This window comes from Aromatoleum bremense (genome assembly GCF_017894365.1).
Taxonomy (GTDB): Bacteria; Pseudomonadota; Gammaproteobacteria; order Burkholderiales; family Rhodocyclaceae; genus Aromatoleum; species Aromatoleum bremense.
In genome coordinates, this window is record NZ_CP059467.1 from 3,117,894 (window position 1) to 3,136,487 (window position 18,594).

Annotated in this window: 18 protein-coding genes and 2 tRNA genes; 16 read left to right on the forward strand and 4 right to left on the reverse strand. The window is 63.5% G+C overall.

Annotated elements, in window-relative coordinates; translation table 11 throughout:
- The first annotated feature begins 17 nt into the window (after positions 1-17).
- The 4 genes from pbN1_RS14595 to pbN1_RS14610 all read left to right on the forward strand — a co-directional run bounded on the left by pbN1_RS14595 (position 18) and on the right by pbN1_RS14610 (position 4,285).
- Positions 18-896, forward strand: coding sequence for an ethylbenzene dehydrogenase-related protein (locus pbN1_RS14595; protein WP_169201895.1), 879 nt, complete (start codon positions 18-20; stop codon positions 894-896).
- 47 nt (positions 897-943) lie between these two features.
- A complete protein-coding gene (locus pbN1_RS14600; protein WP_169201919.1) occupies positions 944-1,261 on the forward strand; it encodes a plastocyanin/azurin family copper-binding protein in 318 nt (105 codons plus the stop codon).
- A 196-nt stretch (positions 1,262-1,457) separates the two neighbouring features.
- On the forward strand, positions 1,458-2,663 hold the full coding sequence (nirJ, locus tag pbN1_RS14605) for a heme d1 biosynthesis radical SAM protein NirJ (RefSeq protein WP_169201894.1): 1,206 nt from the start codon (positions 1,458-1,460) through the stop codon (positions 2,661-2,663).
- Between the two features lie 17 nt (positions 2,664-2,680).
- Positions 2,681-4,285, forward strand: coding sequence for a nitrite reductase (locus pbN1_RS14610; protein WP_169201893.1), 1,605 nt, complete (start codon positions 2,681-2,683; stop codon positions 4,283-4,285).
- A 32-nt stretch (positions 4,286-4,317) separates the two neighbouring features.
- On the opposite strand, the gene msrB is transcribed toward pbN1_RS14610, so the two are convergent.
- Both msrB and msrA read right to left on the reverse strand, forming a co-directional pair.
- The gene (gene msrB / locus pbN1_RS14615; RefSeq protein ID WP_169201892.1) at positions 4,318-4,809 is read right to left on the reverse strand and encodes a peptide-methionine (R)-S-oxide reductase MsrB; all 492 of its coding nucleotides are present in this window, start codon (positions 4,807-4,809) and stop codon (positions 4,318-4,320) included.
- A complete protein-coding gene (gene msrA / locus pbN1_RS14620; protein WP_169201891.1) occupies positions 4,806-5,465 on the reverse strand; it encodes a peptide-methionine (S)-S-oxide reductase MsrA in 660 nt (219 codons plus the stop codon). Before msrA ends, msrB begins: the two co-directional genes overlap by 4 nt.
- A gap of 222 nt (positions 5,466-5,687) precedes the next feature.
- On the opposite strand from msrA, the gene pbN1_RS14625 reads away from it, so the two are divergent.
- The 10 genes from pbN1_RS14625 to pbN1_RS14670 all read left to right on the forward strand — a co-directional run bounded on the left by pbN1_RS14625 (position 5,688) and on the right by pbN1_RS14670 (position 13,386).
- Positions 5,688-5,764, forward strand: a tRNA-Val gene (locus pbN1_RS14625).
- Positions 5,765-5,918: 154 nt separating this feature from the next.
- Positions 5,919-7,835, forward strand: a complete 1,917-nt coding sequence (thrS, locus tag pbN1_RS14630) for a threonine--tRNA ligase (protein WP_169201890.1) — start codon at positions 5,919-5,921, stop codon at positions 7,833-7,835.
- Between the two features lie 28 nt (positions 7,836-7,863).
- Entirely contained in the window at positions 7,864-8,385 is a 522-nt protein-coding gene (gene infC / locus pbN1_RS14635) for a translation initiation factor IF-3 (protein WP_011236316.1), read from the forward strand.
- Positions 8,386-8,526: 141 nt separating this feature from the next.
- Entirely contained in the window at positions 8,527-8,724 is a 198-nt protein-coding gene (gene rpmI, locus pbN1_RS14640; protein WP_011236315.1) for a 50S ribosomal protein L35, read from the forward strand.
- A 12-nt stretch (positions 8,725-8,736) separates the two neighbouring features.
- Positions 8,737-9,096: a 50S ribosomal protein L20 gene (rplT, locus tag pbN1_RS14645; RefSeq protein WP_011236314.1), complete on the forward strand. Its 360-nt coding sequence runs from the start codon at positions 8,737-8,739 to the stop codon at positions 9,094-9,096.
- Positions 9,097-9,163: 67 nt separating this feature from the next.
- Complete coding sequence (gene pheS, locus pbN1_RS14650; RefSeq protein WP_169201889.1) at positions 9,164-10,195, forward strand: phenylalanine--tRNA ligase subunit alpha; 1,032 nt, start codon at positions 9,164-9,166, stop codon at positions 10,193-10,195.
- A gap of 7 nt (positions 10,196-10,202) precedes the next feature.
- On the forward strand, positions 10,203-12,581 hold the full coding sequence (gene pheT, locus pbN1_RS14655; RefSeq protein WP_169201888.1) for a phenylalanine--tRNA ligase subunit beta: 2,379 nt from the start codon (positions 10,203-10,205) through the stop codon (positions 12,579-12,581).
- Positions 12,582-12,585: 4 nt separating this feature from the next.
- Positions 12,586-12,897, forward strand: a complete 312-nt coding sequence (locus pbN1_RS14660; protein ID WP_011236311.1) for an integration host factor subunit alpha — start codon at positions 12,586-12,588, stop codon at positions 12,895-12,897.
- Complete coding sequence (locus pbN1_RS14665; protein ID WP_169117800.1) at positions 12,878-13,261, forward strand: MerR family transcriptional regulator; 384 nt, start codon at positions 12,878-12,880, stop codon at positions 13,259-13,261. The genes pbN1_RS14660 and pbN1_RS14665 overlap by 20 nt, the downstream gene beginning before the upstream one ends.
- 48 nt (positions 13,262-13,309) lie before the next feature.
- Positions 13,310-13,386, forward strand: a tRNA-Pro gene (locus tag pbN1_RS14670).
- 142 nt (positions 13,387-13,528) lie between these two features.
- Here pbN1_RS14670 and pbN1_RS14675 read toward each other — a convergent pair.
- Positions 13,529-16,321, reverse strand: coding sequence for an AMP-binding protein (locus pbN1_RS14675; protein WP_169201887.1), 2,793 nt, complete (start codon positions 16,319-16,321; stop codon positions 13,529-13,531).
- Positions 16,322-16,497: 176 nt separating this feature from the next.
- On the opposite strand from pbN1_RS14675, the gene pbN1_RS20970 reads away from it, so the two are divergent.
- Together pbN1_RS20970 and pbN1_RS14680 are read left to right on the forward strand one after the other, a co-directional pair.
- Positions 16,498-16,620, forward strand: a complete 123-nt coding sequence (locus pbN1_RS20970; RefSeq protein WP_280516154.1) for a hypothetical protein — start codon at positions 16,498-16,500, stop codon at positions 16,618-16,620.
- A 303-nt stretch (positions 16,621-16,923) separates the two neighbouring features.
- On the forward strand, positions 16,924-17,697 hold the full coding sequence (locus pbN1_RS14680) for a PEP-CTERM/exosortase system-associated acyltransferase (RefSeq protein ID WP_169201886.1): 774 nt from the start codon (positions 16,924-16,926) through the stop codon (positions 17,695-17,697).
- Between the two features lie 60 nt (positions 17,698-17,757).
- On the opposite strand, the gene pbN1_RS14685 is transcribed toward pbN1_RS14680, so the two are convergent.
- Positions 17,758-18,594, reverse strand: a complete 837-nt coding sequence (locus tag pbN1_RS14685) for an HDOD domain-containing protein (RefSeq protein WP_280516155.1) — start codon at positions 18,592-18,594, stop codon at positions 17,758-17,760.

The window sequence follows — 18,594 nt, forward strand, 5'->3', positions numbered from 1 at the left end:
ACCGAGAGGAACCGAAAATGAGAAAGACGTTGATCGCGAGTGCGATGACCGCTCTCCTGACGCTGGGCACAGGCAGCGCACTTGCTGCGGCACCGGCGGACTGGAGCAAGATTCCCGCGAAGGACATCACACTGCTCTATCCTGGCGTGTCGCCGGTCGAATGGATCACGAAGGGAACCGAGCACGGCGGTGCGCGGGCGCTCAAGAAAGGCGAGCGCTGCGCCGACTGCCACGATGAAGAAGCCGGGGACATGGGTATGAAGATGGCGAGCGGGCAGAAGATCGAGCCCGCTCCGATCGCCGGAAAGGCTCCGTCCATCCCCGTCAAGGTGCAGGCGGCGCACGACGGCGAGAACCTTTACCTGCGTTTCACGTGGACGCAGCCGAAGGCGTCGGGCGCCCCGAAGCTGGACGACAAGAATCCGGTGAAGGTCGCCTTCATGCTTGAATCCGGGGGCAAGGTCGAACTCGCGGACCAGGCTGGCTGCTGGGCAACCTGTCACACGGATTCGCGCACGATGCCGGGCGCAGCCGATACCAAGACGAAGTATGTCAAGGGTGGCTCCCTGGCCGAAGGCAAGTTCTACGACCTGATCCAGTGGCGCAGTGGCGAGAAGAAGGGCTTCGACGGACACGTTGCCGACAAGCGCGTGATGGAAGGCGGCAAAGGGCTCGTGAAAGCCGATGGCAAGCTCGAGGGCAACAACTGGTCCGTCGTGTTTACGCGCAAGCTGTCAGGCGGGGGCGAGGGTGACGTAAGCCTCGAGTCCGGCAAGGTTTACAATTTCGGTTTCGCGATCCACGACGACAACGCGGTGGGTCGTTTCCACCACGTGTCGCTCGGCTACAAGCTCGGTATCGATGCGAAGGCCGACATCACCGCGGCCAAGCAGTAACTTCGCCTACCCCTCCATCTGCCGCAGGAGCGACAATCGTGCGTGCGATGTTTCAGGCCACCCTCGCGGGTGGCCTCTTTGTACTGGGTCTTTCCGCGCCCCTGCAGGCAGCCGACCTGATCGTCGAAATTTCGGACTACCGCTTCAAACCGGCCGAGGTGCGAATCAAGCCGGGCGACACAGTCACGTGGATGAACCGCGAGAGGCGGACCAGCCATTCGGTGCAGTTCGACGCGACGGGTGAAGAGTCCGAGCGGTTCTTCCCGGACGAGAAATGGTCGCGCGTCTTTCCGCAGGCCGGACGTTTCGAATATCGCTGCGGTCCCCATCCCGAAATGAAGGGCGTCGTCATCGTCGGGGATTGATCCTGGCACTCTGCTCTGCTCTGCTCTGCTCCGCTCCGTGATGATGTGTGGGGTGGCCATTGCGGCCAAAGCAGTTTTCGCCTATTGCTGTCCTTCTCGCCCGCGCGACCGCCTTCCGGCCCGCCATCCCCTTGACCGCCGTCATTTCCCGGCGGGTTGCAGTCCGGTGTAATTGCCGCACTCAGGAGAGCCCGTCATGTTTCGCATCTCGAACTTCATCCGCGAACTCGATCATCCCACGCCCGCCGGGCCGCACCGCAACGCACCCGGGCCAGTGGTGATCTGGAACCTGATCAGGCGCTGCAACCTCACCTGCAAGCATTGCTACTCGATCTCGGCTGACACCGATTTTCCCGGCGAGTTGTCGACTGAGGAAGTGTTCCGGGTGATGGACGACCTCAAGGCATTCCGCGTGCCGGTGCTGATCCTCTCGGGCGGCGAGCCGCTGCTGCGCCCGGACATCTTCGAGATCGGCCGCCACGCGAAAAAGATGGGCTTTTATGTCGGCCTGTCGAGCAACGGCACACTGATCGACGAATCCAATATCGACCGGATCGACGAGATCGGCTTCGATTACGTCGGCGTGAGCCTCGACGGCATCGGTGCCACGCACGACAGGTTCCGCCGTCTCGAGGGCGCCTTCGATGCATCGATGCGCGGCATCCGGCTGTGTGCGGCCCGCGGCATCAAGGTCGGAGTGCGCTACACGATGACCGAGGACAACGCCACCGACCTGCCCGCACTGCTGCGCCTCGTCGAGGACGAGGGCATCGACAAGTTCTACTTCTCGCACCTGAACTACGCCGGCCGCGGCAACAAGCACCGCGGCGACGATGCGCACCACCACACGACGCGCGAGGCGATGGACCTGCTGTTCGATACCTGCCTGGATCTGCATCGGCGTGGCATCGACAAGGAATTCGTTACCGGCAACAACGATGCCGACGGGGTTTACATGTATCACTGGGTCGCGCGCCGGTTTCCCGATCGCGCCGGGCACATCCGTGCAAAGTTGCTGCAGTGGGGCGGTAATGCGAGCGGCGTCAATGTCGCGAACATCGACAACCTTGGTGTCGTGCACCCCGACACGATGTGGTGGCATGTGCCTCTCGGCAATGTGCGCGAGCGGCCGTTCTCCGAGATCTGGAGCGACCTGTCGAATCCGCTGATGGCGGGCCTCAAGCGCCATCCCCGACTCCTCGGCGGGCGCTGCGGCAAATGCAAGTTCCTCGCGGTGTGCAACGGCAGCTCGCGCGTGCGCGCGCAGCAGATCACTGGCGACCCGTGGGTCGAGGACCCGGCCTGTTACCTCAGCGACGAGGAGATCGGCGTGACGGCGGCCGACTACGGCAGCGAGCGGGTCAAGACCACTCCTTTCGTGCCCCGCCGCCGTCCTGCCTGACCCCACCGAGACACGCAATGAACTTTCTTCGCCCCCGGGTGGCAGCGGTCCGACCATCAGCCCGTCTTTTCGCCGTTCTCCTGCTGCTTGCGGCGGCCTTCGCCGCTTTCAACCCGTCGGTGCGCGCTGCCGACAGCGACACGCCGAGCCGTCATTACCAGCAATACTGCGCCTCCTGTCATGGCGCCGACCGCCTCGGCGGTAGCGGGCCGGCGCTGTTGCCGGAGAATCTCGCGCGCCTGCGCAAGGAAGAGGCCCTGGCGGTCATCCGCGATGGCCGGGCCGCGACCCAGATGGCGGCGTTCGGCGCCACGCTGAAAGCGGACGAGATCGCGGCGCTCGGCGCGTTGATCTACACGCCGGTCGTCCCGGCGCCAAAATGGGGCGAAGCCGACATCCGCGCGTCGCGCATCCAGCACGTCGATCCGGCGACGCTAGCGGCAAAGCCGGTGTTCGATGCCGATCCGATGAACCTCTTCGTCGTCGTCGAAGGGGGCGACCACCACGTGTCGGTGCTCGACGGCGACAAGTTCGAGCCGATTCACCGTTTTGCATCGCGGCTTGCGCTGCATGGTGGCCCGAAGTTCACCAAGGACGGCCGTTTCGTGTTTTTCGGATCGCGCGACGGCTGGGTGACGAAGTACGACCTGTGGAACCTCAAGGTCGTCGCCGAAGTCCGCGCCGGCATCAATACCCGCAACGTCGCAGTATCGCCAGATGGCCGGCACGTTGCCGTCGCGAACTATCTGCCGCATACGCTGGTGCTGCTCGACGGTGACCTGAATCTGCTGAAATCGATCGACGTCACCGACCGCGAAGGCAAGCGCAGCTCGCGCGTCTCTGCGGTTTATGAAGCGACGCCACGCAATGCCTTCGTTGCCGCGCTGAAGGACGTGCCCGAGGTCTGGGAGATCAGCTACGACCCTGCGGCGGAGGAAATCCCGATCGGCTACGTCCACGACTACAAGCTGCGCGAGGGCGCGTTCGTTCGCGGCTACCTGAACCCGCGCCGCACCGAGCTCGCGCAGGTGCTCGACGACTTCTTCTTCACCCAGGACTACTCGACGGTGCTCGGCGCATCGCGCGAGGGCGTCGGCCAGGTCGTCAATCTCGACGTTCGCCGCAAGATCGCCGACCTGCCGCTCGACGGCATGCCCCATCTCGGTTCCGGTATCACTTGGGAGTGGCGGGGACGCCGGGTGATGGCGAGTACGAACCTCAAGGCGGCCGAAGTCACGGTGATCGATCTCGAGGACTGGAGCGTCGTCAAGCGCATCCCGACGCGCGGCCCGGGGTTCTTCCTGCGCAGCCACGAGAACAGCCGCTACGCTTTTGTCGATTCGATGATGAGCCGTGACGCGAAGAACATCCTCCAGGTCATCGACAAGCAGACGCTCGAGATCGTCAGGGAACTCAAAGCCACTCCCGGCCAGACGCTCGCGCACGTCGAGTTCACGCGCGACGGCCGTTACGCGCTCGCGAGTCTGTGGGAAATGGACGGGGCGCTGATCGTCTACGACGCGCAAACGCTCGAAGAGGTGAAGCGCATCCCGATGAAGAAGCCGGTCGGCAAATACAACGTCTGGAACAAGACCATGCGCGAGGAAGGCACGAGTCACTGAAGTGCACGCGGGGTTCCTGCGCGCTGCAGTCCCTAGCCGACCGCCGGCACGAATTTCAGCGCGACACCGTTGTTGCACCAGCGCTTGCCGGTCGGCTGCGGCCCGTCGTTGAACACATGGCCCTGGTGCCCTCCGCAGCGCGTGCAGTGATATTCGGTGCGCGGCAGGATCAGCTTGAAGTCCCGCTTGGTCTCGACATGGCCGGGAATCGTCGTGAAGAAACTAGGCCAGCCGGTGCCGCTGTCATATTTCATGTCCGACGTGAAGAGCGCGAGCTCGCAGCCGGCGCATACGTACTCGCCCGCGCGCTTCTCGTCGTTCAGCGGACTGCTGCCGGCGGGCTCGGTGCCTTCGCGACGCAACACCTCGAACTGCTCCGGTGTCAGCAGCTTGCGCCACTCGGCATCGGAACGTTCGATTCTGCCGATGCCCGCATTCCGCACAGGGCTCGCCGGTCCCGTGCCACGAACGAAGGGCGTGGCCGCCACGCCCAGCAGCCCGCCCAGAAATAGTCGCCGATTCATTCCTTCGTCTCCTCGTTGCTCGCGGCGCCCCACAGCGCTTCGAGGCGCCGGTCGCGCCCGCAGCCATGGCGGTAGAACTTGTAGCGCAGCGGATTTTTCAGGTAGTAGTCCTGGTGGTATTCCTCGGCTGGATAGAACTTCGTCGCCGGAACGATTTCAGTGACAACCCGCTGGGCGAACGGTTTGTTCGCAATGAGCGCTGCGCGCGAGCGCTCTGCGGCGGCTCGTTGCTCATCGCCCTGATAGAAAATCTGCGCCCGGTACTGGCTGCCCCGATCGCAGAACTGTCCGCCGGGATCGGTGGGGTCGATATTGCGCCAGAACACGTCAAGCAGCTGTTCATAGCTGACTTTCGCCGGGTCGTACTCGATCTGCACCGCCTCGGCATGCCCCGTGCGTCCCGACGAGACCGCCTCGTAGCCGGGATTCGGCACGTGTCCGCCCGTGTAGCCGGAGGTTGTCGACACGACGCCGTCGAGCCGGTCGAATGGCGGTTCCATGCACCAGAAGCAGCCACCAGCGAAGATCGCCGTGGCGGGCGATGACGCCGGAGCCGCATGTCCCGCGCCGGCCCCGGCCACCATCAGGGCAAGCCCTAGTAGGCACGCCAACCTGCCTGGCAGTCGTGAAACGAAACCACCGTCCTGAGTCGTCATCGAGGGACCTCCTGTTTCACCGCAATTGGACCGACAAGCGCGCGTTTCATTTCCACGTCGATGAGGTTTCTCGTTCCCGATCCGCTCCGTGCCGCACGAAACCGGGTACATCGGGCCGTGAGGGGTTGAACGAAATCCTTGCGAAAGAGCGCGTGTTGAAAAAAGTTTTGCAGGGACTATTGTGTTGCATAGCGGGCATACCTATAATGCGCAGCTCTTAGCAGGCGCGTAGCTCAGCTGGTTAGAGCACCACCTTGACATGGTGGGGGTCGTTGGTTCGAGTCCAATCGCGCCTACCAACATATGGAGTTGGGCGGTGATGTTCCGAACTACTACCGAAGCCGGAAATTGAAGATCGGGCTCCGCTGTAGTGCTCCAGGAAAAAAGTGCGGTTCGCCCGCACTTTTTTTTCGTCCACAATTCGCCGAAACATTTGTCCGAGGCCTCGAGATCATGCCGAATATCACGCTTCCCGACGGTTCAGTACGCAGCTTCGATCATCCCGTCACGGTATCCGAGGTCGCCTCATCGATCGGTGCAGGTCTGGCGAAAGCGGCGCTCGCCGGCAAAGTGGATGGACGGCTCGTCGACCTCTCGTATCGCATCGAGGCCGACACGCCGCTCGCGATCGTTACCGAAAAAGGCGACGAAGGCCTGGATGTGATCCGTCATTCGACCGCGCACCTGCTTGCGCATGCGGTCAAGGAACTATTTCCCGAAGCTCAGGTGACAATCGGTCCGGTGATCGAGAACGGCTTCTATTACGATTTCGCCTACAAGCGTCCGTTTACACCGGAGGATCTCGAGAAGATCGAAAAGCGCATGACCGAGCTTGTCCGGCGCGAGATTCCGGTCTCACGCGAGGTCTGGCCGCGCGACAAGGCAGTCGAGTTCTTCAAGGCCCAGGGCGAGCACTACAAAGCCGAAATCATCGCCTCGATCCCGCAGGCCGAGGACGTGTCGCTGTATCGCCAGGGGGATTTCATCGATCTGTGTCGTGGGCCGCACGTGCCATCGACCGGCAAGCTCAAGGTCTTCAAGCTGACGAAGGTCGCGGGCGCATATTGGCGCGGCGACTCGAAAAACGAAATGCTGCAGCGCATCTACGGTACTGCTTGGGCGAAGAAGGAAGACCTTGAAAGCTACCTCCACATGCTCGAGGAGGCCGAAAAGCGCGATCACCGCAAGCTCGGCCGCCTGCTCGACCTGTTCCATATCCAGGAAGAGGCGCCTGGCATGGTGTTCTGGCACGCGAAGGGCTGGACCCTGTGGCAGCAGGTCGAGCAGTACATGCGTCGCACGATTCTCGACAATGGTTATCAGGAAGTTAAAACGCCCCAGATTGTCGACCGTTCGCTGTGGGAAAAATCCGGTCACTGGGGCATGTATTCCGACCTGATGTTCACGACGCAGTCCGAGAAGCACGACTACGCAGTCAAGCCGATGAACTGTCCGTGCCACATCCAGATTTTCAACCAGGGGTTGAAGAGCTATCGCGACCTGCCGCTGCGCATGGCCGAATTCGGTTCGTGCCACCGCAACGAACCGTCGGGTTCGCTGCACGGCATCATGCGGGTGCGCAATTTCGTCCAGGATGACGCGCATATTTTCTGCGCCGACGAGCAAGTCCAGACGGAAGCTGCCGCCTTCATCGAACTGCTGCAGAAAGTCTATGCCGATTTCGGTTTCGAAGACATCCTGATCAAGCTGTCGACCCGGCCCGACAAGCGCGTCGGCACCGACGACCAATGGGACGCCGCCGAAGCTGCGCTCGCCGCCGCGCTCGATGCCCAGGGGCTGGCGTACGACCTGCAGCCGGGCGAGGGCGCCTTCTACGGGCCGAAGATCGAGTTCTCGCTGAAAGACTGTCTCAACCGTGTGTGGCAGTGCGGAACCCTGCAGCTTGACTTCAACCTTCCAGTGCGGCTGGGGGCCGAGTACGTCGCCGAGGACAACGCCAAGCACTATCCTGTAATGCTGCACCGCGCGATCCTCGGCTCGCTCGAGCGTTTCATCGGCATCCTGATCGAGCACTACGCCGGCGCCTTACCGTTATGGCTGGCCCCGGTCCACGCGGTCGTGCTGAACATTTCCGAAGGGCAGGCGGACTACGCAACTGAAGTCGCCAAGCGGCTGAAGCAGGCGGGTTTCCGGGTCGAGGCGGATTTGCGTAACGAAAAGATTAACTATAAAATCCGCGAACATAGCGTGCACAAGCTGCCCTACCAGATTGTCATCGGCGAAAAGGAAAAGGCAGCGGGCGTCGTTGCAGTGCGCGTGCGGGGTGGCCAGGATCTTGGCCAGATGCCCCTCGATACACTGATCGAGCGTTGGCAGCGCGAAATTGAGGCGCGGTCGGGCTCGATCTGATTTTTTGGCATTCGTGGAGAACTGAACCATCGCTCAAGAAAAAAAGCAGCGCGTCAATGAAGAGATCAGCGCGCCCGAAGTCCGTCTGGTCGGCGAGGACGGCGAGCCACTCGGCATTGTTTCGCTGAATGCAGCCTTGAACGCGGCCGAAGAGGCTGGCCTGGATCTGGTCGAAATTGCGCCGATGGCGCAACCCCCGGTGTGCCGGGTGATGGATTTCGGCAAGTTCAAGTACCAGGAGCAGAAAAAGGCCCACGAAGCCCGGCTCAAGCAAAAGCAGGTGCAGATCAAGGAAGTCAAGCTCCGTCCGGCGACGGATGAGAACGACTACCAGATCAAGCTGCGGAACTTGAAGCGTTTTCTCGAAGAAGGCGACAAGTGCAAGGTCACCTTGCGCTTTCGCGGACGCGAGATGGCCCACCAGGAATTCGGGCTGCGGCAGCTTGAGCGTGTGAAGGCGGATCTTGAAGAGATCGGACAGGTCGAGCAGATGCCCAAGATGGAAGGGCGTCAGATGATCATGGTGATCTCGCCGAAGAAGAACCGCTGATCGGCGATACAGAATTTGCCCCCCGCTCTCCGGCGGGAGGCAACTACCGGCAGCAAGCCTGCCGGAATACAAGTGGTGTCAGGTTGAAAACGCGCCGCACGGCGACGCTACCTGACGGCATTCATAAACCTGGAGTTAGCAATGCCCAAGATGAAGACCAAGAGCGGAGCCGCGAAGCGGTTCAAGGTTCGCGCTAGTGGCGGGATCAAGCGGTCCCAGGCGTTCAAGCGCCACATCCTTACCAAGAAAACCACCAAGAGCAAGCGCCAGCTGCGCGGCATGACGGGGGTCCACGCCGCCGACGAAAAGCTGATCCGCGCAATGCTGCCTTACGCTTGATAGGAAACCGCCATGTCCAGAGTTAAACGTGGAGTAACGGCGCGCGCGCGTCACAAGAAGGTTCTCGATCAGGCCAAGGGTTACCGCGGTCGTCGCAAGAACGTCTACCGTATTGCCAAGCAGGCGGTGATGAAAGCCGGGCAATATGCCTACCGTGACCGCCGCCAGCGCAAGCGCCAGTTCCGTGCGCTGTGGATTGCGCGTATCAACGCCGCCGCGCGTGAAGTCGGGCTGACGTACAGCACCTTCATGAACGGCCTGAAAAAGGCGGCGATCGAAGTGGATCGCAAGGTCCTGGCCGATCTGGCTGTGTTCGACAAACCCGCATTTGCGGCGCTCGCCGACCAAGCCCGGGCCAAACTCGCTGCGTAAGAGCATGCGGCATGAAAAAAGGAGGCCTGGCCTCCTTTTTTTTTCCTGAATTTTCCACGGCACGTAAATGGATAAGCTCGATCAACTCGTTCAACAGGCGGCGGCGGAGTTCGCCGCGGCAGCGGACGGCGTCCAGCTCGAACAGGTCAAGGCGCGCTATCTCGGCAAAACCGGAGCGCTGACCGAGCGGCTGAAAGGCCTGGGCAAGCTCGCCGCAGAGGAGCGCCGTGTCGCCGGCGCCGAGATCAATCGCGCAAAAGATGCGATCGAGGCGGCCCTCGAAGCCCGGCGTCACGCGCTACGCGAAGCGGTACTGATCGCCCAACTCGCCGCCGAAGCGCTCGACGTGACGCTGCCGGGGCGAGGCGTCGCGCAAGGGGGGCTGCATCCCGTCAGCCGGACGCTGGAGCGCATCGAAGCGCTGTTTCGTTCGATCGGCTTCGTCGTCGCCGATGGTCCCGAAATCGAGACCGACTGGCATAACTTCACGGCGCTGAACACGCCGGAAAACCATCCGGCGCGCTCGATGCACGACACCTTCTACCTCGAAGGACACGAGGACGTGCTGTTGCGGACTCACACCAGCCCGGTGCAGATCCGCACGATGCTCGATCACGTCGCGCGCTACGGCGATCGCGAGTCGATGCCGGAGATTCGCGTGATCGTTCCGGGACGCGTGTATCGCGTCGACTCCGATGCGACGCATTCGCCGATGTTCCATCAGGTCGAAGGCCTATGGGTCGGAGAGTCGGTCAGCTTTGCCGATCTCAAGGGCGTGATCGCTGATTTCCTGCGCAAGTTCTTCGAGACCGAAGACCTGCAGGTCCGTTTCCGCCCGTCGTTCTTCCCGTTCACCGAGCCGAGCGCCGAGATCGACGTCGCGTTCATGAGCGGTGCGCTGAAAGGCCGCTGGCTCGAAATCGCCGGCTGCGGCATGGTTCATCCGAACGTGTTGCGTTTTGGCGGGATCGATCCCGAACGCTACACCGGCTTCGCGTTCGGCATGGGCCCCGACCGGCTGACGATGCTGCGCTACGGGGTCAACGATTTGCGCCTCTTCTTCGAAGGCGATCTGCGCTTCTTGAGCCAATTCAGGTAATCGAACCATGCAATTTTCGGAACACTGGTTGCGGAGTCTCGTCAATCCTCCGCTCGACAGCGAATCCCTCGGCCACCTGCTGACGATGGCGGGTCTCGAAGTCGAGGAGGCCGTGCCCGTCGCGGCTGCATTTTCAGGCGTCGTCGTCGGTCGTATCATCGAGGCCGAGAAGCATCCGAACGCCGACAAGCTGAAGCTCTGCAAGGTGGACGTGGGGCAGGACGAGTTGCTGCAGATCGTCTGCGGCGCCCCGAATGCAGCAGCTGGCCTGCGCGTTCCCTGCGCGATGGTGGGGGCAAAACTGCCGGGTTTCGACATCAAGGCGGCAAAGCTGCGCGGCGTCGAATCCTTCGGCATGCTCTGTTCGGCACGCGAACTCGGATTGTCCGACGATCGCGCGGGCTTGCTCGAGTTGCCGGACAATGCGCCGATCGGGCAGGACATCCGGAAATTCCTCGCGCTCGACGACACGCTCTTCACGATCAAGCTCACCCCGAACCGCTCGGACTGTCTCAGCCTTGCCGGTGTCGCGCGCGAAGTTGCGGCGTTGACCGGCCAGCCGCTCGCGCTCGCGCAGATCGAGGCGGTGGTGCCGGCCATCGATGATCGCCGCACCGTCGTCCTCGACGCCCCCGACGGTTGTCCGCGCTATTGCGGCCGCATCCTGCGCGGCGTCGATGCGAAGGCTCCGACCCCCGACTGGATGAAGCAACGCCTGCAGCGCAGCGGCGTGCGTTCGATCAGCGCGCTGGTCGACGTGACCAACTACGTGATGCTTGAACTGGGACAGCCGCTGCACGCATTCGACAATGCAAAGCTCGTCGGTGCGATCCACGTCCGCTATCCGCACGAAGGCGAAAAAGTGCTGCTGCTCAACGAGCAGACTGTCGTTCCGGCGGCCGATACGCTGTTGATCGCAGACGAGGCGCGTGCGCTGGCGCTCGCCGGCATCATGGGCGGCGAAGACAGCGGCATCACGCTAGACACCGTCGACATATTCCTTGAGAGCGCATTCTTCGCGCCGGCGGCCATTGCCGGGCGCGCGCGCAGCTACGGCTTCGTCTCGGACGCGTCCCATCGTTTCGAGCGCGGTGTCGATTTCGAACTCGCCGAACGAGCCATCGAGCGTGCGACCCGGCTCATTCTCGATATCTGCGGCGGGGCCGCGGGGCCGGTCGATGAAGCGGTGTCGAAGGACCACCTGCCGGCGCGCCCGGCGGTCCGGTTGCGCCCGGCCCGCGCTCGCCGCCTGCTTGGTGTCGGCCTCGACGACGACGCGATCGTGAGGCTGCTCGAGGGCGTGCATCTGTCGGTCGAACGTAAGGGCGACACGCTGCTCGTCACGCCGCCGTCGTTTCGCTTCGACATCGAGATCGAGGAAGACCTGATCGAGGAAATCGCGCGCCTGCACGGCTACGATGCCATTCCGGCATGCGCGCCGCAGGGTTCCCTGATGATGCTCGACCGTTCCGAGTCGGGCCGTTCCGTGTGGGATGTCCGCCATTTTCTGGCGGCGCGCGATTTCCAGGAGGTTGTCAACTACGCGTTCGTCGAGGAGGCCTGGGAGCGGGATTTCTGTGCGAACGCCGAACCGATCCGCCTTGCGAATCCGATCGCGAGCCAGATGAGCGTGATGCGCTCCAGCCTGATCCCGGGGCTTGCGGCAAACCTGGTCGCGAATCGCAAGCGCCAGCAGGCCAGGGTGCGCGTGTTCGAAATCGGCCGCTGCTTCGAACGGAAGGCGGACGGCGAGCCGGTCGCCGGCTTTCATCAGCCGCTGCGCGTCGCGGGGCTCGCGGCCGGTCTTGCGTTGCCTGAACAGTGGGGCGTTGCGAGCCGCCAGGTCGATTTCTATGACGTGAAGAGCGACGTGGAAGCACTTTTCGCGCCGCGCGCGCTCGGATTCGAACGCCTGTCGGATCCTGCGCTGCATCCTGGGCGTGCCGCCAGCATCCTGCTCGACGGTCGGCGTATCGGACTCCTCGGCGAGATCCACCCGGTATGGGTGCAGCGCTATGAAATGGGAACGGCACCAGTCGTGTTCGAGATCGAACTGGACGCCGCGCTCCTGACGGATCTTCCCGCCTACCGCGAGATTTCCCGCCAACCCTCGGTCACGCGCGACGTCGCCTTGGTCGTCGAGCAGGCGCTGACCGCTGCGCGGGTGATCGAGGTCATGCGCGAGGCGGCGCCGGAGATTGTCATGGGGATAGAGTTGTTCGATGTTTATCATGGCAAAGGCATCGATACGGGGAAAAAGAGCCTTGCGTTCAGGGTGTTGATGCAAGATACTCAGCGCACGCTCGAAGATGCCGAAGTGGATGCGGCGGTCGAAGCGATCGTCCGCCATGCGGAAACCTCCTTGGGGGCGCGGCTGCGTGGATAGTGCAATGAACGTGACCCTGACCAAAGCGGAACTGGCTGACCTGCTGTTCGAGCGGGTCGGTCTCAACAAGCGCGAAGCCAAGGACATGGTGGAAGGCTTTTTCGAGGAGATCCGCCAGGCGCTGGAGCGCGGGGAGTGCGTGAAGCTCTCGGGTTTCGGCAACTTCCAGCTCCGCGACAAGCCACAGCGGCCGGGTCGCAACCCGAAGACCGGTGAGGAAATCCCGATCACTGCGCGGCGGGTCGTGACCTTTCACGCCAGTCAGAAACTCAAGGCCGCCGTGGAGCAGCTGAGCGATGCAAGCAAGCAGCCATAACGAGACTCCGGCAACTCAACTGCCTCCGATTCCGGCAAAGCGGTATTTCACGATCGGCGAGGTCAGCGAACTGTGCGCCGTCAAACCGCACGTGCTCCGATACTGGGAACAGGAATTCACCCAGCTCAAACCGGTGAAGCGGCGGGGTAACCGACGCTACTATCAACATCATGAAGTACTGCTCGTCCGCCGGATCCGGGAACTGCTCTACGAGGAGGGCTTCACCATTTCGGGCGCCCGCAACAAGCTTGGGGAGACGGCGATCCACCAGCATGAAGAGGCCGAGGAGGTCTCCCGTCTGCGTTCCTTGATCGCGCACGTGCGGTCGGAAATCGTCACCACGCTGGAGCACCTCAAGGCTTGAGGCAGTACTGGCAAATGTCGAGAATATCGCTATAATGTTCGCTTGTGTCGGGGCGTAGCGCAGCCTGGTAGCGCACTTGCATGGGGTGCAAGGGGTCGCGAGTTCGAATCCCGCCGCCCCGACCAATTGAATCGAGCAAAATGGCCAGTCGAAAGACTGGCCATTTTGCTTTTCCGAAACGCGGGATGGATTCCTTTTCTCCCGCGTTCGCGGCGGACGCAGCTGCGAGATCTGGGGAGAGGGTGCTTTCCCGCCTGCGTTGGGCCTTTACGTAGTCGCGTCGGGCTCGCCGCACTGGGCGAGGATTTCCGCGCGCGTTGCATCGCGAAGCGCGAGTGCCGCGCTCCAGTCCGTGCCCTGCGGCGGGATCGGGGGGGCGATCGATACCGTGATCGGGCCGCGACGAGGACGCCACGTCTCGTCGGGCAACACGGTGCGTGTGCCGCGAATGGTTACCGGCACCACGGGTAGCCGGGCCTCGCAGGCGGCGAGGAAGGCACCGAGGCGGAATTCGCGCAGCCCGGGCTGTCCGACGAAGGTGCCTTCGGCGAAGTAGAACAGCGCTGTCCCTGCGCGCGCCCGTGTGGCGAGCCGGTGGGCGGCGTCGACGCTGTCCTGGACCGCGAAGCGCTCGACGAACTCGGCGCCGAGTCCCTGCAGGAAGCGATATGCGATCGCATTGTCCTGCAGTTCGCGCTTCGCGACGAACGCGAAGGCTCGCGGGAGCGCGGCGACTGCGATCAGGCCGTCGAGATAGCTTGCGTGGTTCGCAACGACGATGCAGGGAGCGTCCAAGGGGAGATTTTCCCGGCCGCGGATGTCGAGGCGGATGCCGACCAGCCGTGCGAGCAGCCGCGCTCCGTGGCTCCCGATGCGCCAGCCGACGGCAGGGCGGCGCAGCGCCGCAACCGCCAGCCAGACCGGCACTGCAAGCAGCACGAGAGCCATCCACGCCCAGCCCGCCCACAGCAGCGCCGCGCCGCGAGACAGCGTTCGCGAGGCGCGCTCCGTGAGTCCCGACGCCGCGAGACGCAGCAATTGCATGCGTACGCTGCGCTGCCGGCCCAGTACGCCGCTGAGGTACAGGTCGCGCGTCGCGACACGGCGGATCTTTCCGCTTGATGTTTTCAGTACGCTGTGCGGCGGCGCCAGCACGACCTCGTCGAGCGGCACGCCGAGCAGTTCAATGGCGAGGCCTTCGACCGCGTGCTGCAGCGTACCGCGCTCGTCGTCCTGCTTCGCCCTGGTTTCGACGACGGCGACGAGTCGTTCGCTGGCGGTGGTGGGGTCGGCGGCGCCGAACACCGCGACGCAGCCCCTGCGCACGCCGGGCAGGGTGCCGATCGCTTCCTCCAACTCGTAGGGGTACAGGTTGCGTCCGCCGCGGATGATCATGTCCTTGACGCGGCCGGTGACGAACAGCTCACCGTCGGCGAGGTAGCCGAGGTCGCCGGTGTCGAGCCAGGTTCCGTGCCACAGCTTGCGGGTTTCCTCGGGGTTGCGCAGATAGCCGGACGTGGCCGACGGGCCACGGAACTCGAGGCGGCCGACATGGCGCTCGGGGAGTTCCGTCCCGGCCGGATCCACGACGCGAAGCTCATGCCCGGGCAGCGGCTGCCCGCAGCCGACGAAGCGGAGCGTCGTCGTGTCACTCGCCGTTGCCGCAAGCGCCTTGCGGTCACGGAAAAACGGCTCGCGCGCGATGCGGTCGATGCGAGCGCCGCGGCCGGGGAGATGGACCGTCAGTCCAACGGCGTTCTCGGCGAGCCCGTATGACGGCGTCAGGGTCTCGCGGCGCAAGCCGTATGGCGCGAAGCGCTCGCTGAAGCGCTCGATCGTGTCCGGACTCACGGGCTCGGCCCCATTGACGGCAAATCGCCAGCACGACAGGTCCAGCCCTGCGAGCTCCGCATCTTCGACATGCTTCAGTACGAGCTCGTAGGCGAAATTCGGCCCTGCGGAGAGACTACCGCGGTAGCGGTGTATCGTCCACAGCCAGCGCGCCGGCCGCGATAGGAAATCCAGCGGCGACATCAGCACCAGCGGGCAGCCGTTGTACAGGCTGCCGAGCCAGGCCGCGATCAGGCCCATGTCGTGATACAGCGGCAGCCAGCTCACGGTGACATCGTCGGCGCTCATCCCGATCGTGTGACTCCAGGCCCGGATGTTCGCGAGCAGGTTGGCGTGGCTGAGCATGACACCCTTGGGGTTGCCGGTGCTGCCCGACGTGTACTGCAGCAGAGCAAGGTCCGTTGTACGAACCGCGGCCGACGTGCTGCTGGCGGCGGTATCTGTCAGTTCCTGCACCGTTGCAACCCGCTTGAGGCTTGGCGACTGCGTGGCGAGCAGCCGCGCGACAGTCCGCACGTCTGCGTCGCTGATCAGCACCGGTGCCCGACAGCTGTCGAGAATGCCGGCCTGGCGGCGCAGGTGGTCTTCGAGCTGCGACGGGCGCGTCGGTGGATACATCGGTACGGGCACGCCTCCGGCCAGCATGGCGCCGAAAAAGCTCGTGAAGAACTCCAGCGAGGTCGGCAGCATGATCGCGACGGCCTCGCCCGGCGCGAGCCCTCCCTGCTGCAGGCCCGCGGCAATGCGACGGGCGCCCTGCAGCAGATCGTCGTGCGTCAGCGTCGCGATCTCGACGTCGTCGTGCAGCAGGCGGATATGCACATGCTGCGGCGAGTGCGCGGCGTGCCACTCCAGCACCTCGACCAGCGTGGCGGCCTGCGCGGGGGCTTCGATTGCCTCGCCGGGCGTTTCCGGCAGGACGATATCGGTCCGCAATCCTGCAAGTTCGGGATGCGCGGCGCGCAGTGCTGCGAGCAGCTGGCGCGGAGTCTCGGCGGTCGCGAGCGTGCCGGTGGGCAGGCGGACTCCGGCAGCGTGCTCGAGGCGCGTGAGCAACTCGACGCGTGCAAGACTGTCCAGCCCCAGATCACGCTCGAGATGGCTGTCCAGATCCGGCGTCAACCGCTGCCCCGGACGAAGCTCGGCGACGAGCATGCGCACGATCTGTAGCACTTCTGCGGCACCCATCGCCGCCGAGGGTCGATTCATGCTGAAGTCCTGCGTGTTGGCTTGCCGCCGTTCGTTGCTGAGCGCCTGCCGGGCCCCGATGGCCGCCGGAAGCGTGGGTATTTGGCTTGGACTGCGGCGGATGCAGACTTTCTCACGTTTTCGCTCTTGGTCGCCAGAGGCGCAGTGGGACGCGCCGCGGTGTCATCTCATGCGCCGTGCGCACGCTGCACACCGAACTGAAGCGCGCGGATGTCGAAGCCGCGAAGACGCGTCTCGCGGACGCGCTGTATGCCCGCAGTCCGGCGGGCGTCGGCAGCATCAACGTGCTGCGCCGTTGAATCCGCATTGAGACTTGACTACAAAGAGGTTGTCGATACCATGAACGGCTGCCGGCTCCCGCTGCGGACAGGCCGGTTACTAAAAATCGCCATCAGTTCGACGGCTTTCCGATTTCTCATCGACTGGATACGATGAGCGCTAAATGATGCGGATTCAGACGGCACATCGCGCCAAGAGGGAGTGCAAGATTGTGAAAGGAGCCCGCTCCTTTTCTGCGCCGCGGATAGGGCGGCACGGATCATAGAATCGGCCGGTCCAGCGAATTCGAGCGCACTGGGGAAAAGAGCGCACTGGGGAAAATTATGCGCACACCGTTTTCTTGTGATTCTGACCTGGGCAAGGGATTCGGGAGCCGCTTCGAAATTTTGCCCGCGCTGGATCAATCCACGCGCGACCAGGTCTTCACGATTCGCCATGAGGTGTACTGCGAAGACCTCGGGTTCGAGCCGCTGCGCGAGGATCGGCATGAAACCGACGAATACGATCGTCACAGCGTGCATTGCCTGCTGCGTACGGCGGACGAATCCCATACGCTCGTCGGCTGCACCCGGTTGGTGCTCGCACGCCCGGAGGACCCCGCTCATCCTTTCCCGTTCGAGAGCGCTTGCTGGGCGAACCTGGATCAGCACACGATCGATTCGCGCACTCTGCCGCGACACAAGATCGCGGAAGTTTCCCGGCTCGCGGTCAGGCAAATGTACCGTCGCCGTCGCGGTGAAAAGCATACCGAGATGATGCTGCGAAACCGTGACTTCGGATCGAGCGTCAGCCCGCGTTTTCCATTCATCCCGGTTGGTTTGTATCTGGGGACGATGGCACTAGCCGAGCAATGCGGCATCGAAAAGGTGTTCGTCATCACAGAGCCGCGCTTGGCCGCGCATCTGTCCCGGCTGGGGTTCAGTATCGTGCAGGTCGGGCCGCCGATCGAACATCGCGGCACCCGGGTGCCGTCGATGATGGACGTGGAGCAGAGCAAGGAAGGGCTGCGTTCGCTGATTCGCCCGATGTGGGAGCTGATCCGCGGCGGCGTCATGGCCGGCTACGAGGGGAAACGGGCGGCGATGGTCGCTACCTGATGAGCGGATCTCGTGGCCTATCTCGTGCCCTGCCCTCATCGGCAGGACAGTCCCGGCGAACTACTGTCCCAGCGCGGACATGATCGAGTTCCGCTCGTCGCGTGACTCGGCAATGATTTCCGCGACTGCAGTGGACGCAGCTGGCTGCGTGGCGGGCGTTTCCCCGCACCGCGAAAACGGATTGGGATGGGTGGTCAGCCGGTTCGCCAGGTAGAGGATGTTTGCCAGTGTGGCCGGAGAGTCGCCTTCGTACGCCGTCTCGCAGCCGGAGATCGCGTCGAGAATGGCATCGGGCGCATCGAGTGCCCCGAGCACGGCGTGGCCGACGGCCGCGTGCCATTCGGAAAGCATGCGGGAGAGGTCGTCGTCGTCGTGGGCGACTCCGGGATAGCGGGCAACAACGCGCCACAGCAGATAGAAGTAACCGACATCGTGCACGAGGCCGGCGAACATCGCCTCGTGCGGGTTGATGCGGGTCAGCTTGCGTGCGATGACGAACGAGAGGGCGGCGACGTCGATGCTGTGTTCCCAGAGTCGGCGCGCTTTGCTGGCATAGGGGGCCATTTCCCTGTCGAGCATAAGTTGCTCGATTGCGACGGAAATCGCAAGCGCGCGAATTGCCGAAAACCCGACACGGATCACGGCACTCCTGACATCGCAGACGTCGTTTCCGGAAAAGTTTAGCGCGGCCGAGTTGGCGAGCCGGATGGTCTTGGCCGATACCAGCGGCTCGGTCTCGATTACCCGGGCCAGTGCATCGACGGTCAGGATCGGGTTGTCGAGCGCCATCCGGATCTTCATCGCAGCGTCCAGAAAGGTCGGGAAACTGATGTCGCCGGACGAGAGGTCGTCCGCGATCTGGATCAGGAAGCGCTGTGCGGAAACGTCGTTCGCCAT

Excerpts from the sequence above, each read along its gene's own strand:
- pbN1_RS14595 (WP_169201895.1), top strand. The coding sequence starts at position 18 with ATGAGAAAGACGTTGATCGCGAGTGCGATGACCGCTCTCCTGACGCTG.
- pbN1_RS14600 (WP_169201919.1), top strand. The coding sequence starts at position 944 with ATGTTTCAGGCCACCCTCGCGGGTGGCCTCTTTGTACTGGGTCTTTCC.
- nirJ (WP_169201894.1), top strand. The coding sequence starts at position 1,458 with ATGTTTCGCATCTCGAACTTCATCCGCGAACTCGATCATCCCACGCCC.
- pbN1_RS14610 (WP_169201893.1), top strand. The coding sequence starts at position 2,681 with ATGAACTTTCTTCGCCCCCGGGTGGCAGCGGTCCGACCATCAGCCCGT.
- msrB (WP_169201892.1), bottom strand. The coding sequence starts at position 4,809 with ATGAATCGGCGACTATTTCTGGGCGGGCTGCTGGGCGTGGCGGCCACG.
- msrA (WP_169201891.1), bottom strand. The coding sequence starts at position 5,465 with ATGACGACTCAGGACGGTGGTTTCGTTTCACGACTGCCAGGCAGGTTG.
- thrS (WP_169201890.1), top strand. The coding sequence starts at position 5,919 with ATGCCGAATATCACGCTTCCCGACGGTTCAGTACGCAGCTTCGATCAT.
- rpmI (WP_011236315.1), top strand. The coding sequence starts at position 8,527 with ATGCCCAAGATGAAGACCAAGAGCGGAGCCGCGAAGCGGTTCAAGGTT.
- rplT (WP_011236314.1), top strand. The coding sequence starts at position 8,737 with ATGTCCAGAGTTAAACGTGGAGTAACGGCGCGCGCGCGTCACAAGAAG.
- pheS (WP_169201889.1), top strand. The coding sequence starts at position 9,164 with ATGGATAAGCTCGATCAACTCGTTCAACAGGCGGCGGCGGAGTTCGCC.
- pheT (WP_169201888.1), top strand. The coding sequence starts at position 10,203 with ATGCAATTTTCGGAACACTGGTTGCGGAGTCTCGTCAATCCTCCGCTC.
- pbN1_RS14660 (WP_011236311.1), top strand. The coding sequence starts at position 12,586 with ATGAACGTGACCCTGACCAAAGCGGAACTGGCTGACCTGCTGTTCGAG.
- pbN1_RS14665 (WP_169117800.1), top strand. The coding sequence starts at position 12,878 with ATGCAAGCAAGCAGCCATAACGAGACTCCGGCAACTCAACTGCCTCCG.
- pbN1_RS14675 (WP_169201887.1), bottom strand. The coding sequence starts at position 16,321 with ATGAATCGACCCTCGGCGGCGATGGGTGCCGCAGAAGTGCTACAGATC.
- pbN1_RS14680 (WP_169201886.1), top strand. The coding sequence starts at position 16,924 with ATGCGCACACCGTTTTCTTGTGATTCTGACCTGGGCAAGGGATTCGGG.
- pbN1_RS14685 (WP_280516155.1), bottom strand. The coding sequence starts at position 18,594 with ATGGCGAACGACGTTTCCGCACAGCGCTTCCTGATCCAGATCGCGGAC.